Here is a 21,008-nt window from a genome sequence, read left to right on the forward strand (position 1 = left end):
CGCGCGGGCGCCCTTCGTTGTGAAGCTTGAAATGAAGACATCTCCTCGGCTTCCTTCCCGCGTCCTGAGCCTGTTGCTCGGCGCCCTGCTGGTCTCCGGCTGCATCAACCCCGTGAACGAGGGTGAGCGGCCCTGTCCCTGCACCGACGGCTGGACGTGCTGCCCCGACGCCAACGTGTGCGTGACGGATGCCGCCCGGTGCGAGCAACTCCGGCCGCCCAAGCCACCCGAGCCCACCGCGCCGTCCACACCGCGCCTGGTGTCCGCGATTCCCGACCCGGGCACGGTGGCGCTCACCTGGTTCGAGCCCGCGCAGAATGGCGGCAGCGCGATTACCGGCTATGACGTGGGCGTCGAGCCCTTCGAGGACGGCATCCAGGTGCAGGTGGAGGGCACCACCGCGCGCGTCACCGGACTGCGCGCCGGAGGCACCTACCGCTTCACCGTCACCGCGCGGAACGCCGTGGGCGTGAGCCCCGCGACGGGCGTGGACTCCGTGCGCCTGCCGGATGTGCCCACCGCGCCCCTGGCCCTCGCGGTGGAGCGCGGAGACCGGCAGGTGCGCGTCACCTGGAATGCGCCCGCGTCCGACGGTGGGCGCTCCGTCCTCCACTACGTGGTAACGACCTACCCGAGCGGCGCGAGCGTCGAAACGGACGGCCCCGTGCTGACGGCCACCGTGGGCGGACTGACGAACGGCGTGGCCTCCACCTTCACCGTGCACGCGGTGAACGCAGTGGGCGTGGGCCCCGCGTCCACGGAGTCCGCGTCCGCCGTCCCCGCCGCCCGGCCCGGCGCGCCCGTGTCAGTGGCCGCCACGCCCAGCGTGCGCGCGGCAACCGTCTCCTGGCAGCCGCCCGAGGACACCGGCGGCCTGACGGTCTCCGGCTACGTGGTAACGGCCGCGCCTGGTGGCGCCACGCAACAGGTGGACGGCTCGGCCAACGAAGCCACCTTCACGGGCCTCCCGAACGACACCGAGTACACCTTCACCGTGGCCGCTCTGAACGACGTGGGCCAGGGGCCCGACGGCAGCACGGCCTCCGCGCGCACGCACGCACCGCCGCGCGCGCCCGCCTCCGTCCAGGCCGAGCCGGGCGTACGCTCGCTCACCGTGACGTGGGGGCCCCCGGCGTCCGACGGACGCTCCAGCCTCACCGGCTACACCGTGGTGGCCCAACCTTCAGGTGTGAGCGTGGCGGTGAACGCGGACGCGCACAGCGCCGTGCTGGAGAACGTGCCCAGCAAGAAGGCCCAGACGGTCTCGGTGGTAGCGCACAACGCCGTGGGTGACAGCCCCGCAGCCACGGCTGGCGCGCCCGTGAAGACGCAGCCTGCCCCTGTGGAAGTCACCCAGTTCGACATTCCCTCGGCGGTCCGTGGCTGCCAGCCGGTGACCTACACGCTGCGGCAGGTGGACGGGGAGCGCGCCGACGTCCTGGTGGAATTCGATGCCACGGGCAGTGGGACGTTCACCCGCGCGACCCAGGCGGGGGACTCCTATTACGAACGCGCGTCCGGCCTGGTGGCGCTTGAGGCCTCCGCGCAGGGAACCGCGCACACCTTCCGCTGGAACCGCCCCAAGGATGTGCCGGGCGCCGCGCCGACGGCCCGGGTTCGCATCACCGCCACTGTCCCCGGTACTGCACCCGCGACGCGCACGCACGCCGTGGCACTGACCGCGCCGGAGATGCGCTGCGAGGTGGACCTGGACTCCAGCCCCGTGCAGACGATGCCCCAGAACTCTGCGGGAAAGACGTACGGCACGGCGCTCGGTGACTTCAACCAGGACGGCAAGCCGGACATCGCCGTGCTTCACGACGCCAACGCCGACGTGCGCTTGCTCCGCGGGCTGGGCAATGGCGGCCTCGAGTTCCAGAACGCCCAGCCCAACATGCTGATGAGCGGCAAGCACCTGGTCGCCGCCGACGTGGACCAAGATGGCGTGTTGGACCTCGTTTCAGCCAACGCATCCTCCAGCCCAGGCGTCTACGTCATGCGCGGTCAGGGACAGGGCTACTTCGAAGCGCGCACCTACAACCCCATCCAGAACCAAAACAACCGCGACCAAACCTACGACCTCCCCCCGCCCGTGGTGCGAGACCTGGATGGCGACGGAACGCCCGAGGTCGTGGTCTCCCTGCCCACCCGAGTCGTCGTCATGCGCCACACGGACGGAGGCAGGCTGACAGTTGCCTTCGAGGGCCCCAAGCTCCACCACCAGGCACGAGGCGCCGTGGTCGCCGGGGACTTCGACAACGACGGGCGCCTGGACCTGGTGGTCATCGGAGGTGCCATCCAGGCCTTCTACGGCCGGGGCTCGCTCACCTTCGCGTCCGAGCACATGGGTTCGCTGGAGGGCAATACCCCCTTCGCCACGGCCGCCGACTTCAACGGGGATGGCCACCTGGACATCGCGGCCCTCGTGGTGGGCCAGAGCGAGTCCGCCATCCACTTGCTGCAAGGTGACGGCAACGGCCGGTTCGCCGCTCCCCTGCGCCTGCATCAACACACCTGGCACAGCTTCGGCGCGCAGAGCCACCTCATCTCCGGTGACCTCGACGGAGACGGACGGCAGGACCTGGCCTACACGCACGCGGATGCGAACACCGTCACCCTCTTCCAGGGACGCGGCGATGGCACCTTCGAGCCTCGCACGCTGCCCGCGGGACGGTATCCCTCACGACTGGTGGCGGGAGACTTCGACGGCAGTGGCAAACCGGACCTGGCCGTGCTCTCCGGGATGGAGCAGACCGTGCGCGTGCTGAGGAATTTGGAGGCACCCACGCTCCCGGCCATGGGCGCGCTCTTCGTCACCGGCGACTTCGACGGAGATGGCCAGGACGATGTGGCGTCCCGGGTGGATGGCAGCCTCCAGGTGCACCTCACGCGCGCGGAAGGAGGGCTCGTGCTGCGTGGCCCCTTCATGCTCCCGGAGGAGGCGTGGAAGCTCCTGGCGGGCCGCTTCGACGCAGGTCCGACGGTGGACGTGCTCGCGCTCACGCGCCAGGACGTGCCCCCCTACGGACAGTCGCTCGTGCTGCTGCGAGGCAACGGAGATGGAACCTTCCGCCCGGGTGAGGTGCTGTCCCTGGGAGAGGACTTCACGGCGTTGAGCACGCACCATCTCGTCACGGGAGACGTGGATGGGGACGGCGACCTGGACGTGGTCATCGACCTGTCACGCAGGGAGGGCGAGTTTGATTCCGTCGAGTTGCGGCTGCTGCGCAACGAAGGGGATGGAACCTTCGCGCACGGCGGCGTGCTCGCCACCTACTCCTCGCGCCCCCTGCTCCTCTCACGAGACCTGAACCAGGATGGCCAGACGGACCTGGTGGTGGTGCGGAGGACGTATCCGACCTTCGAACTGCTCATGTTCGAGGGCCGCGCCAATGGCACGCTGGTCCGGCGGAGTGAGTTCACGCCGCTCATCCCATCCTGCAACCCCGCTGGCATCGTGGCCGAGGACCTGAACGGCGACGGACTCGTGGACCTGGTGGTGTCCTGCCAGAGCATGCTGGACGGCGTCCTCCCCATCATCAGCTCGGGCAACTTCAGCTTCTACAGAGGGCAACCCGCGCGCCTCGGGGCTCAAGGCGGACACCTCACCGCCAGGGACCTGGACGGGGATGGCTTCCCCGAACTGCTCATCGCATCCCCCGAGCACCACGCCGTCTGCGTCCTGCCCTCCTGGGGTTACGCGAGCTTCGGCACCGCCAGCTGCTTCGGAACGCTGAACACCCCACACGAGCTGGTGCTGTTGGACGTCGACCACGACGGCGTCCCCGAGGTGCTCACCGGGAGCGGCATCCTCGGCACCCACACCACGCTGCTGCGCATCCGCTGACGCGAAGCAACGGGCGCTGTTCCTCGGAGTGCTATCCTCACGAACTCCGAGGAACCGTGACGGAGCCCCCCTCTCCCCCGCCCGAGCAGGACGACGACTACGGCATGTCCCTGCCGGCACTGGTCGTCCTGCGCATCAGCATCGTGTTCATCGAGCTGTTCACCCGGCTCGGTGACGTCCTGGTGCTGCTACGGCGGCCCCGGCTGCTCCCGCCCTACCTGAGCCTGTGGCTGCACGAGGTGCGCGTGTCGCCCTACCGCCTGAAGCGCTCCTTCGAAACGACACGCGTGCTCCAGGCGAGCGGGCAGATTTTCAAGGAGCTGATGTACGGCGAGATGCCGGTGCACACGGGGGTGTGGCTCTTCTGGAAGGCCGGGCTGGGCCGTGGCTCGCGGCTGGTGGACCTGGGCGCGGGACGGGGCCGCACGCTGCTGGCCGCGCGCTGGCTGGGCGCGGAGGCCCAGGGCGTGGAGTTGATGCAGCACCACGTCGACCTGGCCCGAAAGTCCGTGGAGAAGGCAGGCGCGCAGCTCATCGTGGGCGACGCGACCCGCGCGGACCTCCAAGATGCCACGCACGTCTTCACCAACTGGACGGCGATGACGCCGCGGACGCGGGCCCGGCTGGTGGAGCGCTTCCGCACCTGCCGCCCCGGCACGCGCATCCTCACCGTGACCCGGCCGGTGGAGGCGCCGGGCTTCACGGTCATCTCCAAGCACCGGCTCCTCTTCACCTGGGGACCGGAGCACGTCTGGATTCAAGAGGTCCGCGACAATGTCGTTGGAGATGCAACCAATTGACGCGACTTCCTGTGACGCGGGCTCCATGTCTACGCTCCGCGCCACGACGCCGGGCCGACGGGGCTCAAGAGCCTGGGCCCGGGCGTCCAGGAGCTGAATCACATGAAGGCATGGATGACGGTGGTGTCGCTGGCGGTGGTTCCCCTCGCCGTGGGTTGCACGTCGTCGCGCGAGCTGACGCGGGCGCGCGTGGAGGCGAACACGCTGCGCAAGGACGCGGACACGCTGCGCGGGGAGAACGCGACGTTGAAGGAGCGCGTCAGCGAGCTGGAAGGGCAGCTCGCGAAGGTGCTCGAGGAGCGCGACACGCTGAAGGCCGCCGCGGAGACTCCCCCGGAGCCCGTCGTCGCGCCCGCCGCGGGCAAGAAGCGCAAGAAGTAGCGTTCGCGAGGCCACGCCGATGACCGTGACGCGCACCACGGCGGTCCATGTCCACGACGGCTGCGACGTGTACGTGGGCCGGGCCTTCCGCGCCTATGCGAAGCCGAGCCCGCTCAACCCGGTGCCCGGCCGCTTCGGCAACCCCTTCAAGCCCGGAGGCGTGCGCACTCCAGGCGCCATGCTGCGTACCTACTTCGCGCCGTGGCTGGGGACGCTTCCGGAGGCGGAGCAGGAGCGCATCCGCCAGGAAGCCCTGCGCCGAATGGGGCCGGACGAGGACGCCTTCGACGCGTTCCGCTGGTACCTCGCGCTGCGCACCCGGCATGACGCGGACTATCGCGCCGCCGTGCTGACGTTGCGTGGCAAACGTCTGGGCTGCTGGTGCAAGCCTGGTCCCTGCCACGCGGACATCCTGGCGGAGTGGGTGGACGCACCGTCGGCATAGGGAGCGCGATATAGCGCCGCCATGCCCACCCTCATCCTCAGCGCGAAGGACCTCCGCAGCCTGTACACCGTCGAGCTCGGCCTCACCGCCGTCGAGCGGGCCTTCCGTGCCCACGGCCTCGGCGAGTCGCTGATGCCGCCCAAGGTGTACCTGTCCCTGCCTTCCTACGACGGCGACTTCCGCGCCATGCCCGCGTTCCTCGACGGCGCCGCTGGCGTGAAGTGGGTCAACGCCCATCCGCGCAACCCGGAGAAGCACGGCCTGCCCACCGTCCGCGCCCTCTACATCCTCAGCGACCCGGACACCGCCTCCCCGCTGGCCATCCTCGACGGCACCCTGCTCACCGCCTGGCGCACCGGCGCCGCCGGCGGCGTGGCCTCCAGGTTCCTCGCGAAGAAGCAGCCGCGCACCCTGGGCCTCGTCGGCTGCGGCGTGCAGGCCCGCGTGCTCATCGACTCGCACCGCGCCCTCTTCGGCGACCTGGAGCTGCTGCTCGCCGACGCCTCCGAAGCCGCCGCCAAGGCGCTCCAGGCAGAGAAGGGCGGCCGCATCGTCAGCACCCAGGAAGCCTGCGCCGCCGACATCGTCTGCACCGCCACCCCCGCCCGCGTTCCCGTGGTGAAGCGCGAGTGGTTCCAGCCCGGCGCCCACATCAACGCCATGGGCGCGGACGCCCCCGGCAAGCAGGAGCTGGATGCGCGCCTGCTCACCGAAGGCCGCGTCTTCATCGACGACACCGAGCAGGCCCTTCACTCCGGCGAGGTCAACGTGCCGCTGCATGACGGCCTCCTCCGCCCCGAGCAAATCGCCGGCACCCTGGGTGAAGTCGTCTCCGGCAAGAAGCCCGGCCGCACCAGCGACACCGAACTCACCGTTTTCGACTCCACCGGCCTCGCGCTCCAGGACGTCGCCCTCGCTCGCGCCCTCTACGATGCCGCTCTGAAGCGAGGGCTCGGACAGCCCTTCGACATCGTCGGAAACGGATGACCCAGTGGGTCAGCCCTACCCCGTACATCTTGTGACTCATTCGAAACCTGCAGGACTGGACAGTTCCAATAACACAGGAGTATTCCCTAACTGCGCAGTCCGGGGGGATGCTCTCAAAGCCGCAACAGTCACCCTGGGTGAAGCGCGGAGATAGCGCTCGCCCAGCGCTGCCGTCGTGCGTCTGGAGCGCTCCTCCCGGAGGTCGCGCGGGGTGCCAATCCCGGCACCCGCCTCTCTTCGGAGACCTCTGATGGCTCACGTCCCCCGGCGTCCCTCCTGGCGCCACCTCCCCGCTGTCTTGCTGCGGCTGGTGGCGCTCGTCCCGCTCGTCGTCGCCCTGCCCTCAGCCGCGCAGACGCAGACGAACACCCAGTCCACGCAGCGCGCCATCAACTTCCTCAGCGCGGACGTGGTGCACTGGACGCAGGAGAACAACTGCGTGGCCTGCCACCGTCAGGGCGCGGTGGTGTACGGCCTGTCGAGCGCGCGCGCCAACGGCTACGACATGAACGCCGTCGTCAGCAACGGGCGCACCAACCTGGCCAACCTGGAGCTGCTGGCCCAGCGCATCCGCAATGACCAGCTCGCCAACGGCTCGTGGATTCACGAGGGCACCGCGTTCCGCTACGAGAAGACGTCCTTCTCCGTCTTCGGTCTTGCGGGCTACGACCAGAACGTCTCCACCCAGTACAGCAACGCGCTGGTGAACGCGGCCAACTGGGCGCTGACCACGCAGGAGCCCAGCGGCCGGTGGCCGAGCGACCACGCGCACTTCCCCGTGGACCACGGCAGCGTGTCCACCACCGCGCGCATCATGACGGGCATGGCCCAGGCGAAGCAGCGCGTGGACCCCGCGCGCGCCGCCGCGTACCAGGCCGCGCTGGACCGCGCCGCCGCGTACCTGCGCGCCAACCTCAACAACAACGACACCAGCGCGCCCGGCAACGGCATGCCCTACACCTTCCAGGTGGCCTGGACGGTGCTGGGCCTCAAGGCCGCGGGCCCCGGCCTCAACGACGTCAACACCGGCGCCATCAACACCCTGGCCGAGCGGCTCATCACCCGCACCTCCCCCGGCAACGCGGGCTGGGGCAACCTGCCCAACGAGGAGTCCAACGACTTCGCCACCGGCAGCGCCATCTACGCGCTGTGCCTCGCGGGCCGTGAGCCCGCCACCGACCCGCGCCTGCGCAACGCGATTGAGTGGATGAAGACGCGGCAGTCGCCGGACGGCAGCTGGCGCACCGGCTCGGCCACCTTCGACATCCCCACCACCTTCGCGGCCCTGGGCCTGTCGTGCTTCGGTGACTTCAGCGTGCGCGTCTCCGTCGTCGGCGCGGAGCGGCAGGAGCTCCTGGTGGACAACCCGTCGCCGCAGCAGGCCACGTTCACCTTCACCGTGAAGAACCACGGCTATCAGGCGGACACGTACACGCTGAGCACCCAGGGCGGCCTGCCCGGGTGGACCGCGACCGTGAGCCCCGTCACCCTCTTCCTGCCCGCGGGCGGCGAAGGCACCGTCACCGTCACCGTCAATGCGCCACCCCGGCTGCTGCCCGCGCTCACCTCCGCGGTGACGCTCATCGCTTCGTCCGGCGGCGCGCCCGGCGTCACCGGCTCCGCGCGTGTGGCGGCATACACCCCGCCCCTGCCGCCCGTGACGGGTCTGCCCACCGTCACCACCATCGTGACGCCCTCGGCCAACGCGCGCGTCACCATTGGCAACGGCACCCTGCTGTCGGCGCGCGTGACGAACGGAGGCGCCATCGTCCCGGGCCCGGCCCATGGCGTCGTCACCTTCTACGTCGCGGGCGTGCCCGTGGGCGCGGACGTGGACGCGGATGGCGACGGCATCTACGCCTTCAACTGGGTGCCCGCGGTGGACAGCTGGACCATCACCGGCGCGCAGGACTACCGCGCGGTGTACTCCGGCGTGGAGCGGCAGGCCCCGCTGGCCAACCTGCTGGGCAGCACGGCGTCGAGCACCCTCATCATCGACCCGTTCCCCCACCTGACGCCCATGGTCACCATCGGCAACCCGCCGGCCTTCACGCGGGAGACGGCCCTGGACATCTGGGGCTACGCCACGCCGCGCGCGCCGGGCGCCGTCATCACCTACGCCGCGTTCATCATCAACGGCGGCGCGCCCATCGTCCTCACGCCGGGCAACGGCGGCCTCATCTACACCTCCATCACGCTGGAGGAAGGTCCCAACATCATCCAGATGACCGCGCGTGACAGCTTCGGCGGCGTCACCACCAAGCAGGTCAACTTCACGGTGGACCGGGTGGCCCCCATCCTCACCATCCTGTCGCCCGCGGAGAACGCCGCGGTGAACACGCCGGTGGTGACGGTGCGCTCGTCCGTGCAGGACCAGACGCCCGTGCGCGTGGAGACGCAGTGGGTGAACAGCTCGCTCTTGGAGTTCGGCAACGGCACCGTGGAGCACCCGGTGAACGTCAGCTACGGCAACCAGGTCATCCTGGTGCGCGCCACCGACAGCGCCGGCAACGTCACCGAGAAGCTGCTGTACCTGTGGGTGGACACGGGCACGCCCGTGGTGAGCACCAACTTCGCGGACGGCCAGCTCTACGGCCCGCTGCCCAACGGCACCTTCCAGTACGCCATCAACGTGCAGACGGTCTCCGCCACCACGGTGCGCGTCAACGGAGGAGCGCCCTTCCACCTGCCTCGCGGCGGCGGCCAGATTCAGACGTCGGTGACGCTGGCCCCGGGCGTCAACACGCTGGGCATCTCCGTCATCAGCGAGACGGGCATGACGGCGAACCTCGTGCGCCGGGTGAACTACGACGTGCAGGCCCCCACCGCCACGCTGCTCAGCCCCACCGCGGGCAGCACCGTCAGCGGCACCATCACCGTGCGCGCGAACGTCACCGACAACTTCGGCCCGGTGACGAACGTGGGCTTCAGCCGCGACATGTCCGGCATCCGCGTGGGTACCCAGCAGTCGGACGGCACCTGGACGGCCCAGTTCGACACGCGGGAGATGGTGAACGGCGCGCACACCATCGACCTGTGGATGAACGACGGCGTGGGCAACTTCGCCGTGCAGAGCTTCAACATCGTCGTCAGCAACTGACGCGGTGAACAAGGGCCCACCCTGACGTCCTGGGTGGGCTCCGGCGACGTGGAGCGCCGCGGCCGTCACATGCGAGGCCGCGGCGGCCCGCCAGCCCCTGCGATGCACGCGGCCTGGGCGCTCCACGCGGTACGCGGCGCACCCAAGGCTCGGTGCACAGACGCCCCGCCCCCGGCATCTGCCGTCGAGCGGCGACCTGCCACCCGTCCCAGGAGGGCAAGCGCGGCGCCCACGGAGCGATGCGTGCCCGCCCCTCCCCATCGGGCCTGCGGCCGCGGACGCAAGCCGTTCCCAGGTCGGAACAAGGCGGGGCGGGGCCTCATCCCACGGCCGGGTGACGGCCAGCCCCAGGCCCCCGGCCCCTCCCGCCCGGAAGCAGGGCCTAACTTGGATCCGCGTGGGTGCCCGACACGCAGCCAACGGCCCTCCCGGCATGGACGGCGCCCACGGGTGGGGTGGATTCATCCGAGCGCTGAAGGGGAGCCTCACCGGCCCGGAGCAGCGCTTCTGGCTGCTCGTCGTCGCGGTGGGGCTCATCGCGGGGCTGGGCGCGGTGGCGCTGCTCAAGGTGCTGCGCTTCACCCAGCAGCTCTTCTGGCGCAGCACGGGCGAGGACTTCCTGGCCGGCGTCGCGGCGGCCCCCACGTGGCGCCGGGTGCTCATCCCGATTCTCGGCGGCGCGCTGGTGACGCTGCTGACGCTCATCGTCGGCCGGCCCATGCGGGGCCACGGCACCGCGGGCATCATCGAATCCATCTGGGTGAAGTCCGGCCGCCTGTCGCTGCCGCGCGCGCTGCTGCGGGGGCTGGTCTCCATCCTCGCCGTGGCGATGGGCGCGCCGCTGGGCCGCGAGGGCGCGCTGCTGTCCACCGGCGCGGCCAGTGGCTCGTCGCTGGCCCGCTGGCTGCGGCTGGGCCCCGGGCAGGCCCGCCTGCTGGTGGCCTGCGGCGCGTCCGCGGGCATGGCCTCCGCGTACAACGTCCCCATTGGCGCGGCGCTCTTCGGCCTGGAGGTGCTGCTGGGCAGCTTCGCGCTGGAGCTGTTCGGCCCCATCGTCGTCTCGTGCGTGGTGGCGACGCTCGTGTCACGCGGCCTCATCGCGGACCACCCCAGCTTCGTGATTCCCCACTACACGCTGCTGCACCCGCGCGAGCTGGTGCTGGCCATGCTGCTGGGCGTGGTGCTGGGCGTCGCGTCCGCCTTCTATGTGCGCGGCATCAACGTCATGTCGGACCTGCTGGACCGGGCCGCCGCGTGGCTGGCGCCCTTCCTGCCCCTGCTGTCCATGACGGTGGTGGGCGTGACGGCGGTGTGGCTGCCGCAGCTGCTGGGCAACGGCTATGACGCGGTGAACGCGGCGCTGCTCAGCAAGCTCTCCCTGGCCCACCTGCTGCTGCTTCCGCTGGCGAAGCTGGCCCTCACCGCCACCTGCGCGGGCGCCGGCGTTCCCGGCGGACTCTTCACCCCGTCCCTCTTCTACGGCGGACTGCTGGGCGGCGCCTTCGGCATGCTCGCCGAATGGGTGCTGCCCGGCGGCGCGCCCAGCGGCGCCTACGCGCTGCTGGGCATGGGCGCGGTGCTCGCGGGCACCACACACGCGTCGGTGTCCGCGGTGCTCCTCATCTTCGAGCTCACCGGCGACTACCCGCTGGTGCTGCCGCTGATGCTCAGCGCGGTGGTGTCCGCGGTCGTCAGCCGGCGCCTGGAGCCGGAGTCGCTGTACACATCCGTGCTCAACCGCCGCAACGTGCGCGTCCCCGCCACCGTGCCGCACTGGCTGCGCCAGGAAGGCGCCCGCGCGCTGCTCAAGCCCGTGCACCAGCGCGTGCCTCCGTCGGCGCCGCTCCAGGAGGTGCTCGCGTTCCTGCTGGAGCAGCCCCTGGGCCAGGACCTCTACGTCACCGATGAAGCGGGCCGGTACCGTGGCGCGCTGGTGCTCGACCAACTGAAGGGCCATCTGCCGGACCACACACAGCTGCACGCCACCATCGCCGCGGACCTGATGGACGTGCGCGTGCGTCCGATTACGCCCGGCCTGTCCCTGGGCGAGGTCGCCGCCCGCTTCACGGCGACCTCCCTGGAGCGGCTCCCCGTCGTGGACGGAGAGCGGCGCCTGCTGGGCACAATCTCCAAGCAGGACGTGTTGAAGCAGGGGACTTTCTGAGGAACGCGGCGTGGAAGACAGACGGATGCTGCACGGACCGGCGCGCGCATGGAGCATCGTGCTCATGGGCCTGCTGTGCATGGTGCTGAGCGTCGTCCTGCTCCACCGCCCACCGCCCGAAGGCCCGGCTGTCACCCCACCGCCCGCCCGTCCCCTCACGCCCGAGGAGCGCCGGGCCATGTACCGCGCGTGGCCCCTGTTCGAAGGCTGGCCCCTGCCACATCTGCCGCCGGAGACTCCCGTCCCAGGAGACGAAGCGCCGCCCCCAGGCGACGCGCGCCGCCCCGACGAAACACCGCGATGACGCCGTGCAATGCCTGTCGCGTGAATGCTTGTGATTCACCGCCAGCACGGCATCCAGCGAATGTCTGGCGTGTCATGTCAATCGCGCTGGAGCCGTACACGCGGCGCGTCAGCGCGATGAACATGGATTGCACATGTGTCTCGAATGCCTCGGGCGAAGTGGCCTCGGGGTGGTGCGCGACCCTCATGTAAAGGTGATGGCTGTCATGCCTCCAAGACAGGCATGCGCTCACTTCCTCGGGTGCTTTGCTTGCATGAATACCCAGAGCGGTATCCTTCGAGCGAGCCCCCCATGCCCTCACACGCCGCTTCCCCTGCCTTGCCGCGCGCCGCGCTCGCGCGCGTCACGTTCTTCCTCGTCACGCTGACGGGGCTGCTGCTCGCCGGGCCCGCACACGCGGCCACCAACGCCGAGTCCGCGCAGCGCGCCATCAACTACCTCAGCGCGGACGCGGCGAACTGGTCGGTGCGTTTCGGCTGCACGTCGTGCCACCGCCACGGCGCGGCGATGTTCGGCCTCGCGAACGCGCGCACCACCGGCTACGACCTGGACGCGCTCACGTACAACGGGCGCACCAACCGGGAGAACCTGGAGTTCATCGCCGGGCGGCTCGTCTCCGAGCAGCGCGCGGACGGCTCCTGGTTCCACGAGGGCATCTTCTATCCCAACGCGAAGACGAGCTACTCCGCCTTCGGGCTCGCGGGGTACGACGCGCACCTGGGCACCCAGTACTCGGACGCGCTGGTGCTCGCCGCGGACTGGGCGCTGACGCGGCAGGAGGCCACTGGCCGCTGGCGCGAGGACTTCCCCTTCTACCCGGTGGGCTACGGCCACGTCGGCGTCACCGCGCGGATGATGACGGCCATTGCCCAGGCCCGGCAGCGCGTGGACCCGGCCAGGGCCTCGCGGTACCAGGCCGCGCTGGACCGGGCGGCCGACTACGTGCGCGCGCACATGAATGACTGGACGGATGGCCCGGCCACCGACGGCCAGCGCTACACGCACCAGGTGGCGTGGGCCATGGTGGGACTCAAGGCCGCCGGCCCGGGCACCAACGAGGTGAACACCCAGGCCCTGGAGACCCTGGCCACGCGGCTTCTGTCCACGCGCGCGGGCGGAGGCGCGCCGGGCTGGGGCTCGCTGGAAGGCGACGTGCCGGACGAGTTCGCCACCGGCATCTCCCTGTATGCCCTGTGCCTGGCGGGCCGGAAGCCCGGCGCGGACGGGCGCATGTCGGAGGCGCTGGAGTGGCTCAAGGCACGGCAGGCGGTGAACGGGAGCTGGGGCGCGGATACGCGCTATCCGGACATCCCCACCACCTTCGCCTCGCTGGGGCTGGCGTGCTTCGGCGACTACAGCGTGGGCGTCACCGTGAGCGGCGGGACGCGCCGGCCCTTCGAGCATGATTTGCCACGCATGCAGTCCGTCACCTACCCCGTCACGGTGCGCAACCATGGCTACCGGACGGACAGCTACCGGCTGAACACCCAGGGCGGCCTCACCGGTTGGACGGCGACGCTGAGCCGCACCACGCTGGAGCTGGCACCGGACACCGAGGCCACCCTCACGCTCACCATCACCGCGCCGGAGGGGCTGGAGCCGTCGCTCTCCTCGGACGTCATGGTGGTGGCGGCCTCCCAGGAAGCGGAGGGAGTGAAGGGCTCGGTGCGCGTCACCACCTACACCAACCCGCCGCCGCCCACCGACGGCGTGCCCACCACCACCACGCTGCTTTCGCCCATGGACGGACAGCTCACGGTGGCGCTGAACAACACCCTGTCCGCGCGCGTGGTGGATGACCGCGGCTGGGAGGCGCGAGGCCCGGGCATGGGCGTGGTGACGTTCTCCGTGGCGGGCGTCACGGTGGGCGCGGACAACGACGCGGACGGGGACGGCGTCTACGCCTTCGTGTGGCGGCCGCGCGCCTCCACCTGGAGCGAGCTGGGCGTGCAGGACCTGCGCGCGGTGTACTCGGGCGTGTCGCTGGCGCCCGCGCGGGAGAACCGGCTGGGCAGCTCCGCGTCGTTCGCGGTGGAGGTGCACCCGTCCCCCTTCCCCGCGCCGTCGGTGACGCTGTGCGGACTGCCGGACTTCACGGACGCGCTGACGCTGGAGGTGTGCGGCTTCGTCACGCCGCTGGCGGCGGGCGCGGAAATCGACTCGGCCACCTTCCTCATCCAGGGCGTCAGCCACCCGGTGGCCCCCGAGCCCAGCGGCGGCTACGTGGACACGGTGCTGCCGCTGGTGGACGGGCCCAACGTCATCCGGCTGGTGGCCACCGACTCGTTCGGCGGCATCGCCAGCGAGGAAGCCGTGGTCATGGTGGACAACACCGCGCCGGAGCTCACCTTCCTCTCACCGGCCAACGGCGCGGCCATGAGTTCCTACAGCGTGGACGTGCGGATGGTGGTGCGTGACTGGTCGCCGGTGCGCGTGGAGACCAACTGGGTGCAGGTGACGGACGTGCCCGCGGGCGGCGGGGACGTGACGCACCGGGTGGACCTGTGGCCGGGGGAGAACCTCATCCTGGTGCGCGCCACGGATTCGGTGGGCCACGTCACGGAGCGGATGCTGACGGTGTGGGTGGACGCGGAGGCGCCGTGGGTGTCCACGGGTCTGCCGGACGGGTGGCTCGTCGGGCCGCAGCCGGGGAACGCGATGCCCTACGACATCGGCGTGTACTCCGCGTCCGCGACCACGGTGACGCTGTCCACGGGGCGGACGTATACGCTGCCCCGGGGTGGCGGCGGCGTGCAGGCGACGCTGGACCTGGTGCCCGGGGACAACGCGTTCACCATCGACGTGACGAGCGAGACGGGCATGCGCACCACGCTGTCGCGCACGGTGCGCTACGACGACGCCGCGCCGGTGGCCTCACTGCTGCTGCCGGTGCCGGGGCAGACGTACAGCGGAGTGATTCACATCACCGCGCGGGTGACGGACGCAGTGAGCGGCGCGCGGTGGGTGGCCTTCACCCGGGATGGCTCGGGCATCCGGACCGCCACGCTCCAGCCGGACGGCACCTGGACGGCGGAGCTGGACACGCGCGAGCTGGTGGACGGCGAGCACACCGTGGAGGTGTGGATGGATGACCCGGCGGGGAACTTCGCCATCCAGACGTTCCCCTTCGCCACGCGGAACCCGCCGTAGCCTACTTCTTCTTGTGCTGCATCGCCGAGGCGACCAGGTTCATCAGCTTCAACTGCACCGCCGTCAGCTTGCGCAGGTTGCGCATCAGCCGCCGCATCTCCGGTGTGTCCTCCTCGCGATTCTTCGCGGCGGCCTTCTCCTTCACCGGCGGCGGGGCGGTGAAGCCCTCGCCCAGGCCCAGCAGCTCGTGGGGCGGCACGTTCAGCACCATGCACAGCCGGCGCAGGTTCTGGACGCTGGGCAGCATGTGGCCGCGCTCCAACCGCCCGTACACCTCCGACGCCATGCCAATGCGCTCGGCGACATCCGCCTGCGTCAGCCCCATCCGCACCCGGGCGGCCCTCGACGCGGCCCCCAGCATGCTCGCCAGTTCTGTGTCCATGCGTGTGTCAGTCCACGGAAGAAGGGCCGGCCCAGCTAACCCTCAAGGTCGGGTACTTTCACCATACCTTCCGCGTTTTTTCAAAGCGCTCGCGTGCCTCAGCGAGCGGGGGTGCTCTCCGCCGCATCCAGCAGCAGCCGGCGACGCTCCGCGGCGGTGAACAGCGACGCCAGCGGCAGTCCCAGAAAGAAGGCGTGCACCACAATCTGGGGGAACTGCGGCACGTCCAGGAACCACGGATACGAGCCACGCCCGATGAACTGGAAGTTCACCAGCCACACGAAGATGCCGTAGAGCATCCCCACCGCGGCCTGGAACTCCCAGCGGCTGCGCCCGTCTGGCGGCAGGAACGCATCCAGCACGGAGTAGAAGAGCCCCACCACCGCGGAAATCACCAGGTGGACGCCCATGCCCAGCAGCAGGGCCGTGCTGTCGGAGACCGCGGCCGTGAAGGCCGACGGCCCCAGGAGCACCCCCGCGGACATGCGCACCGGACGCATCGGGTTGTCCCCCGACGCCACCGCCAGCACCACCTCCGCCAATGCCAGCACCACGCCCGCCGCCATGCCAAAGAGCAGGCCGTTGGTGGCGGACCAGGGAGTGTACCTCCGCCGAGCCATCCTTCCTCCTTGCCAGGGCCCGCCGCATGCTCGGCCCTGCGTTCAACCTGGGCACGCCCGGCACAGGCGGGCAGCCACGACGCGGCGGGGGTCCGCGACGCCGCCTCCCCGGCCGGCCACCGGGCCGGCCTCGCATTTCCAAGCCGCGCCCCGCTCCCGGGACATTCGCGTCACGCACCGCCGGATGGGACCCGGCCAGGCGGCCCCCGGAAGGCCGTCAAACAGTGACTCCCGGGACTTCGAGCCTGTCCTTTCTTCTGCCTCGGCTGTCGCCAGCCTGTAACTCCTGCAGCACGGGTCACCCGGCACCTGCCCCAGCTTGTTGAAAATCCAAGCGACGGGGGTGGGCACGCCGTTGGCATACGAAGCATCCCGGAAAGGACGAAGGACACCGGGATATGCCGCAGCTCCGCCAACGACAGGGCCCTCACCGCGTGCATTACGCGCCGCAAGCGTGGCGGGAGGTGGGCCGCATGACGGCGGAGACGTTCCATGCCCTGCAGCAGGTGCTGGAGCGCCTGGGCGACCCGGCCCTGCGCGAGCCCCAAGCAGGCAATGGCCTGGTCGCGCGGCATGTCGTGCCGCAGCACGGGCTGGAGCTGGAGTACGCGTGGGACGAACGCTCACGCACGCTCACCCTGCTCGGCCTCGCTCGCGTCCCCAGTGAGCCATGAGCGGATCCGCTCGTGGCCGGGGAAAGTGTTTGAGCTTCAACCTTCATGGCGGATTTCTCGGTTGGGCCCAGGACGTGGATCCACACCCGGCGTAGAGACAAGGCGTTGGGGGCGCACGGGCAACGTGCGGTCCTTTACGAGCCGCTCGGGCGCCGGTGAGGCGGGGGCTTACCTCCGCGCCGGACGCCTCCCTACCTTGGACGGGTGATGTTCCAAATGGCCGAGGAACGGAGTCACCCGCGAGAGGAAGGCGGGGCCCATCCACCCTGGAAGTCCCGTGCCTGGACCGAGCTGGAGACGGCGCGCGCGCGCGTGCTGGCGATGCTCGGCGGGCTGCCCGAGGACGAGCTGCGCCGTCAGCATTCGCCGCTCATGTCGCCGCTCATCTGGGACGTGGCGCACGTGGCCAACTATGAGGAGCAGTGGCTGCTCCGGGCGCTGGGGGCGCCGGCTATCACCGAGCCGGCGTTCGACGCCATCTATGACGCCTTCCGGCACCCGCGCTCCACGCGCGCCGAGCTGCCGCTGCTGCCGCCCGAGGCCGCCTTCGCCTACGCGCGGCGCGTGCGTGAGGCGGTGCGCGAGCACCTGCACCGGCTGCCCGAGGACAGCACCGCGCCGCTGCTGGTGGGCGGCTACGTCTTCGGCATGGTGGCGCAGCACGAACAGCAGCACGCGGAGACGCTGGCCGCCACGCTGCAACTGATGACGTCGCCGGAGTACCACGTGCCCTCGGCGCGCCCGCGGCCCCGGCCCGGCGCCGTGCCTCAGGCAGAGGTCTTCATCCCCGGCGGCGAGGTGCGGCTGGGCAGCACGTCGCCGTGGGCCTACGACAACGAGCGGCCCGCGTTCTCCCAGTACGTCGCTCCGTTCCTGATGGACGCGCACCCCGTCACCAACGGCGACTACCTCGTCTTCGTGGAGGCGGGTGGCTACGAGGACCCGCGCTGGTGGGACCCCAAGGGCTGGGAGGCCGTCCAGGCAGCGGGGCTGAAGTCCCCGGGCTTCTGGCTTCCCCAGGGCAACCACACCTGGCTGCGGCGGCGCTTTGGCCAGGTGGAGCCGCTGCCCAAGGACGAACCGGTGCAGCACGTGTGCTGGTACGAGGCGGACGCCTACGCGCGCTGGGCCGGCAAGCGGCTGCCCACCGAGGCCGAGTGGGAGAAGGCCGCGCGCGGCAGTGACGGCCGCCCCCGCGAGTACCCCTGGGGCGACACGCCGCCCACCCGGGCCCACGCCAACCTGGACGGAGGCACGTGGGGCCCGGCGCCCGTGGGCAGCCATCCGCGAGGCGTCAGCCAGGACGGCGTCTGGGGACTGCTGGGCGACGTGTGGGAATGGACCGCGAGCGACTTCCGCCCGTACGCGGGCTTCAGCGCCTTCCCGTACCCCGAGTACTCCGAGGTGTTCTTCGGCGAGTCCTACAAGGTTCTCCGAGGAGGCGCGTGGGCCAGCGCACCGGTCGCGGTGCGCAACGGCTTTCGCAATTGGGACTTCCCCAACCGCCGGCAGATTTTCGCCGGCTTCCGCTGTGCACGGAACGCGAGGTGAGGTGAGGCGATGCGGGTGACGACGGTACCGACGGTGGCGACTCCGGGTGAAGACGCGCAGCACACGCCGGGAGTCCAGGTGGACGTTTACGTGAAGCCGGGCGACGCGAAGCGCGCCCTGCGGGAAGAAGCGCTCCAGGGACTGTGCGGCACGCCCAAGGAGCTATCTCCCAAGTGGCTCTACGACGAGCGCGGCAGCCAGCTCTTCGACGACATCACCCGGCTGCCGGAGTACTACCCGACGCGGCGCGAGCGGGAAATCCTGCTGGCCCATGCCGGTGACATCGCCCGCTTGAGCGGCGCGGACACGCTCATCGAGCTGGGCAGCGGCACCAGCGAGAAGACGCGCCTGCTCCTGGACGCGCTGGAGGAGGCGGGCCGGCTGGCGCGCTTCGTCCCCTTCGACGTGAGCGAGGCCTTCCTGCGGCGCGCGGCGTCGGGCCTGGCGCGCGAGTACCCGGGCATCACCGTGCACGCCGTGGTGGGCGACTTCGAGCGCCACCTGGGCCAGCTCCCCAACGGCGGCCGGCGGCTCGTGGCCTTTCTGGGCGGCACCATCGGCAACCTGAAGCCGGCGCAGCGCGCGCTCTTCCTGAGGCAGCTCTCCGCCGGGCTGCAGCCGGGAGACGGGCTGCTCCTGGGCACCGACCTCATCAAGGACCGCGAGCGGCTGTACGCCGCCTACAACGACAGCGCGGGCGTGACGGCCGCGTTCAACCGCAACGTGCTCAAGGTGCTCAACCGCGAACTGGGCGGGGACTTCGACCCGGACGCCTTCGAGCACTTCGCGCCCTTCGACGAGAAGAACGCCTGGATTGAGATGCGCCTGGTGTCCCGGCGCGCGCAGACGGTGTGGCTGTCCACGCTGCGCAAGCAGGTGGACTTCACCGAAGGGGAGGTGCTGCGCACGGAGGTGAGCTGCAAGTTCCACCAGCAGCAGGTGGCATCCGAGCTGTCGGCCGCGGGACTCACGCTGGCCGAGTGGTGGACGGACGCCGCGGGCGACTTCGCCCTCTCCCTGGCCTTCAAGCGCTGAGGCCAGGTGCTGCTTTCAGGGGCGCGGGGCGGGGACTCACCCCGCCTTCGCGCCCTTCGCCGTACTTCAGCGGCGCGGGTTGCGGCGCGACGAGCCGCCACGCACGGGAATGGGCACCGGCACCGGCTGCGCGGACGGCCGCGTCCAGGCGGCCCATAGCGCCCCCAGCCCGGCGACCACGAGGCCGCCCACGGCGATCAGCTGCTCTCCGACGGGTGCGATGTCCACGGTGGCGAGCTGGAGGGGGAGCATTCCGGAGAACGACATGCGGGGACTCCTTGCGAGGGCACTGCGTGGAGGTCCTGGATGGGTCCGAGGCGAGCACCCAACGCAGTCCGGGAGGGTGAGGTTAAAGATTCGTGACGGCCAGGGGAAGTCCCTGAGCGTCAATGTCGGCGTGGCGTGCACGGAAGTGCACCCTGAAATGCATAACGTTGGGACACCCGAGCCGCGCCGGATGTTCACGAGGCGGTAACGGATGCCCGCTCGCCTGCATCAACTCCGCCAGGAGGTGACACTCCCACCTGCCTCGACGTGTGATTGCCTTGGACGCGCGGTGCTGCTCGCTACGGCAGCGAGCCCTGGACCTGGATTTCGCGGCAGGCCTCGGTGGCACGCAGCACATCCTCGGCGGACGCGCCCGGCAGGCTGGCACAGAGGAACAAGTCGTTGCCCACGCGCCGCGCGCCGAAGAAGCCAGGGGCTTCCGGGCCCACGCCCCCATCCGCCAGCTTGGGCGCCAGGGTGATGCGCAGCAGCGAGTAGCGCTCCGTCTCTTCTTCCTGGTCCAGCGAGAGCTCGAAGTCCTTCAGCTCCTCGCGGACGCGGTCGGCCAGGGTGTCCACGGAGGGCAGCTGCTCGCCGTCCCCGCGCCGCAGGTCCACCCGCAACACGGGCCGGCCGGGCGGGCCCGCCTGGAAGCTCTCATCCGGCGCCACCAGCGCGGACCAGCCGTCCGGCAGCGGCACCTTCACACCGGAGCGGATGGAGGACGGACGGCCGTCATCCTCTCCGGTGCCGGAAGCAGCATCCTCCTGGCCACAGCCCTTGCAGCCGCCCAGGAGGGTGAACGCCAGCAGTGAAGCTGGCGCCATGTGCTTCCAGGAACGCACGCCTACTTCTTCTCGCCACCCGGAGGCGGAGGCGGACGGGCGCCAGCGGTGCCCAGGTTCTCCATCTTCAGCGAGCCCTCGAAGATGACCCCGCGGTCCATGGACAGCGACGGCGTCTCGAGGTTGCCCTTCACGCGGCCGGGCGTCTTGAGCTCGATGATCTGCGTCGCCTTCACGTTGCCTTCGACCTGGCCGTTGATGATGACGGTGCCAGCCTGGATTTCGGCCTGGACCTTGGCGCCATCCCCAATGACGAGCACGTCCTTGGTGATGATCTGCCCCTGGAACTTGCCGTCGATACGGACCTGCCCTTCGAAGGTCAGCTTCCCTTCGAACTCGCTCCCCTTGCCCAGGAGCGTGTGGACCTCACCAGAACGCTGCGACACGGATTCCTCCTCCCGCCTGAACAGAGGCTTGCTGGATGCTTCGTCTTTTTTCCCGCCAAGGAGCGCCACG

General features: G+C 70.5%; 17 protein-coding genes. 12 read left to right on the forward strand and 5 right to left on the reverse strand.

Annotated features, from left to right (window positions below):
* Positions 1–31 precede the first annotated feature (31 nt).
* The 9 genes from BHS09_RS38255 to BHS09_RS38295 all read left to right on the forward strand — a co-directional run bounded on the left by BHS09_RS38255 (position 32) and on the right by BHS09_RS38295 (position 15,178).
* On the forward strand, positions 32–3,847 hold the full coding sequence (locus BHS09_RS38255) for an FG-GAP-like repeat-containing protein (RefSeq protein WP_140800542.1): 3,816 nt from the start codon (positions 32–34) through the stop codon (positions 3,845–3,847).
* 104 nt (positions 3,848–3,951) lie between these two features.
* Positions 3,952–4,647 carry a class I SAM-dependent methyltransferase gene (locus BHS09_RS38260; RefSeq protein ID WP_140800865.1) on the forward strand — a complete coding sequence of 232 codons (696 nt, stop codon included), beginning with the start codon at positions 3,952–3,954 and terminating at the stop codon, positions 4,645–4,647.
* Positions 4,648–4,749: 102 nt separating this feature from the next.
* A complete protein-coding gene (locus BHS09_RS38265) occupies positions 4,750–5,028 on the forward strand; it encodes a hypothetical protein (protein WP_140796240.1) in 279 nt (92 codons plus the stop codon).
* A gap of 19 nt (positions 5,029–5,047) precedes the next feature.
* Complete coding sequence (locus BHS09_RS38270) at positions 5,048–5,473, forward strand: DUF4326 domain-containing protein (RefSeq protein ID WP_140800543.1); 426 nt, start codon at positions 5,048–5,050, stop codon at positions 5,471–5,473.
* Positions 5,474–5,494: 21 nt separating this feature from the next.
* Positions 5,495–6,460 carry an ornithine cyclodeaminase family protein gene (locus BHS09_RS38275; RefSeq protein WP_140800544.1) on the forward strand — a complete coding sequence of 322 codons (966 nt, stop codon included), beginning with the start codon at positions 5,495–5,497 and terminating at the stop codon, positions 6,458–6,460.
* Between the two features lie 250 nt (positions 6,461–6,710).
* On the forward strand, positions 6,711–9,560 hold the full coding sequence (locus BHS09_RS38280) for an Ig-like domain-containing protein (RefSeq protein ID WP_237080089.1): 2,850 nt from the start codon (positions 6,711–6,713) through the stop codon (positions 9,558–9,560).
* Between the two features lie 397 nt (positions 9,561–9,957).
* Positions 9,958–11,724: a chloride channel protein gene (locus BHS09_RS38285; RefSeq protein WP_140800546.1), complete on the forward strand. Its 1,767-nt coding sequence runs from the start codon at positions 9,958–9,960 to the stop codon at positions 11,722–11,724.
* A gap of 25 nt (positions 11,725–11,749) precedes the next feature.
* A complete protein-coding gene (locus BHS09_RS38290; protein ID WP_140796245.1) occupies positions 11,750–12,028 on the forward strand; it encodes a hypothetical protein in 279 nt (92 codons plus the stop codon).
* A gap of 291 nt (positions 12,029–12,319) precedes the next feature.
* Positions 12,320–15,178 (forward strand): Ig-like domain-containing protein, encoded by a 2,859-nt coding sequence (locus BHS09_RS38295; RefSeq protein WP_140800547.1) that lies wholly within the window; start codon positions 12,320–12,322, stop codon positions 15,176–15,178.
* A gap of 1 nt (position 15,179) precedes the next feature.
* On the opposite strand, the gene BHS09_RS38300 is transcribed toward BHS09_RS38295, so the two are convergent.
* Together BHS09_RS38300 and BHS09_RS38305 are read right to left on the reverse strand one after the other, a co-directional pair.
* On the reverse strand, positions 15,180–15,560 hold the full coding sequence (locus tag BHS09_RS38300; RefSeq protein WP_140796247.1) for a helix-turn-helix domain-containing protein: 381 nt from the start codon (positions 15,558–15,560) through the stop codon (positions 15,180–15,182).
* Between the two features lie 98 nt (positions 15,561–15,658).
* Positions 15,659–16,180, reverse strand: coding sequence for a hypothetical protein (locus BHS09_RS38305; RefSeq protein ID WP_140796248.1), 522 nt, complete (start codon positions 16,178–16,180; stop codon positions 15,659–15,661).
* 473 nt (positions 16,181–16,653) lie between these two features.
* Between BHS09_RS38305 and BHS09_RS38310 the strand changes: the two genes are divergently transcribed.
* The 3 genes from BHS09_RS38310 to egtD all read left to right on the forward strand — a co-directional run bounded on the left by BHS09_RS38310 (position 16,654) and on the right by egtD (position 19,440).
* Positions 16,654–16,854: a hypothetical protein gene (locus BHS09_RS38310; RefSeq protein ID WP_140796249.1), complete on the forward strand. Its 201-nt coding sequence runs from the start codon at positions 16,654–16,656 to the stop codon at positions 16,852–16,854.
* Positions 16,855–17,061: 207 nt separating this feature from the next.
* Entirely contained in the window at positions 17,062–18,405 is a 1,344-nt protein-coding gene (egtB, locus tag BHS09_RS38315) for an ergothioneine biosynthesis protein EgtB (RefSeq protein WP_174260627.1), read from the forward strand.
* A 9-nt stretch (positions 18,406–18,414) separates the two neighbouring features.
* Positions 18,415–19,440, forward strand: coding sequence for an L-histidine N(alpha)-methyltransferase (gene egtD / locus BHS09_RS38320; protein WP_140800549.1), 1,026 nt, complete (start codon positions 18,415–18,417; stop codon positions 19,438–19,440).
* A gap of 66 nt (positions 19,441–19,506) precedes the next feature.
* Here the strand turns inward: egtD and BHS09_RS38325 are convergent, their stop codons facing one another.
* The 3 genes from BHS09_RS38325 to bacM all read right to left on the reverse strand — a co-directional run bounded on the left by BHS09_RS38325 (position 19,507) and on the right by bacM (position 21,007).
* Positions 19,507–19,707: a hypothetical protein gene (locus BHS09_RS38325; protein WP_140796252.1), complete on the reverse strand. Its 201-nt coding sequence runs from the start codon at positions 19,705–19,707 to the stop codon at positions 19,507–19,509.
* A gap of 299 nt (positions 19,708–20,006) precedes the next feature.
* The gene (locus tag BHS09_RS38330) at positions 20,007–20,552 is read right to left on the reverse strand and encodes a hypothetical protein (RefSeq protein WP_140800550.1); all 546 of its coding nucleotides are present in this window, start codon (positions 20,550–20,552) and stop codon (positions 20,007–20,009) included.
* A gap of 2 nt (positions 20,553–20,554) precedes the next feature.
* Complete coding sequence (bacM, locus tag BHS09_RS38335; protein WP_140796254.1) at positions 20,555–21,007, reverse strand: bactofilin BacM; 453 nt, start codon at positions 21,005–21,007, stop codon at positions 20,555–20,557.
* Position 21,008: the final 1 nt, after the last annotated feature.

This window comes from Myxococcus xanthus (assembly GCF_006402735.1).
GTDB classification, from domain to species: domain Bacteria; phylum Myxococcota; class Myxococcia; order Myxococcales; family Myxococcaceae; genus Myxococcus; species Myxococcus xanthus_A.

What these genes read in the sequence shown, in the direction of transcription:
- BHS09_RS38270 (WP_140800543.1), top strand. Translation starts at nt 5,048, where the DNA reads ATGACCGTGACGCGCACCACGGCGGTCCATGTCCACGACGGCTGCGAC.
- BHS09_RS38255 (WP_140800542.1), top strand. Translation starts at nt 32, where the DNA reads ATGAAGACATCTCCTCGGCTTCCTTCCCGCGTCCTGAGCCTGTTGCTC.
- BHS09_RS38265 (WP_140796240.1), top strand. Translation starts at nt 4,750, where the DNA reads ATGAAGGCATGGATGACGGTGGTGTCGCTGGCGGTGGTTCCCCTCGCC.
- egtD (WP_140800549.1), top strand. Translation starts at nt 18,415, where the DNA reads ATGCGGGTGACGACGGTACCGACGGTGGCGACTCCGGGTGAAGACGCG.
- egtB (WP_174260627.1), top strand. Translation starts at nt 17,062, where the DNA reads ATGTTCCAAATGGCCGAGGAACGGAGTCACCCGCGAGAGGAAGGCGGG.
- BHS09_RS38300 (WP_140796247.1), bottom strand. Translation starts at nt 15,560, where the DNA reads ATGGACACAGAACTGGCGAGCATGCTGGGGGCCGCGTCGAGGGCCGCC.
- BHS09_RS38280 (WP_237080089.1), top strand. Translation starts at nt 6,711, where the DNA reads ATGGCTCACGTCCCCCGGCGTCCCTCCTGGCGCCACCTCCCCGCTGTC.
- BHS09_RS38290 (WP_140796245.1), top strand. Translation starts at nt 11,750, where the DNA reads ATGCTGCACGGACCGGCGCGCGCATGGAGCATCGTGCTCATGGGCCTG.
- BHS09_RS38305 (WP_140796248.1), bottom strand. Translation starts at nt 16,180, where the DNA reads ATGGCTCGGCGGAGGTACACTCCCTGGTCCGCCACCAACGGCCTGCTC.
- BHS09_RS38260 (WP_140800865.1), top strand. Translation starts at nt 3,952, where the DNA reads ATGTCCCTGCCGGCACTGGTCGTCCTGCGCATCAGCATCGTGTTCATC.
- BHS09_RS38310 (WP_140796249.1), top strand. Translation starts at nt 16,654, where the DNA reads ATGACGGCGGAGACGTTCCATGCCCTGCAGCAGGTGCTGGAGCGCCTG.
- BHS09_RS38275 (WP_140800544.1), top strand. Translation starts at nt 5,495, where the DNA reads ATGCCCACCCTCATCCTCAGCGCGAAGGACCTCCGCAGCCTGTACACC.
- BHS09_RS38325 (WP_140796252.1), bottom strand. Translation starts at nt 19,707, where the DNA reads ATGTCGTTCTCCGGAATGCTCCCCCTCCAGCTCGCCACCGTGGACATC.
- BHS09_RS38295 (WP_140800547.1), top strand. Translation starts at nt 12,320, where the DNA reads ATGCCCTCACACGCCGCTTCCCCTGCCTTGCCGCGCGCCGCGCTCGCG.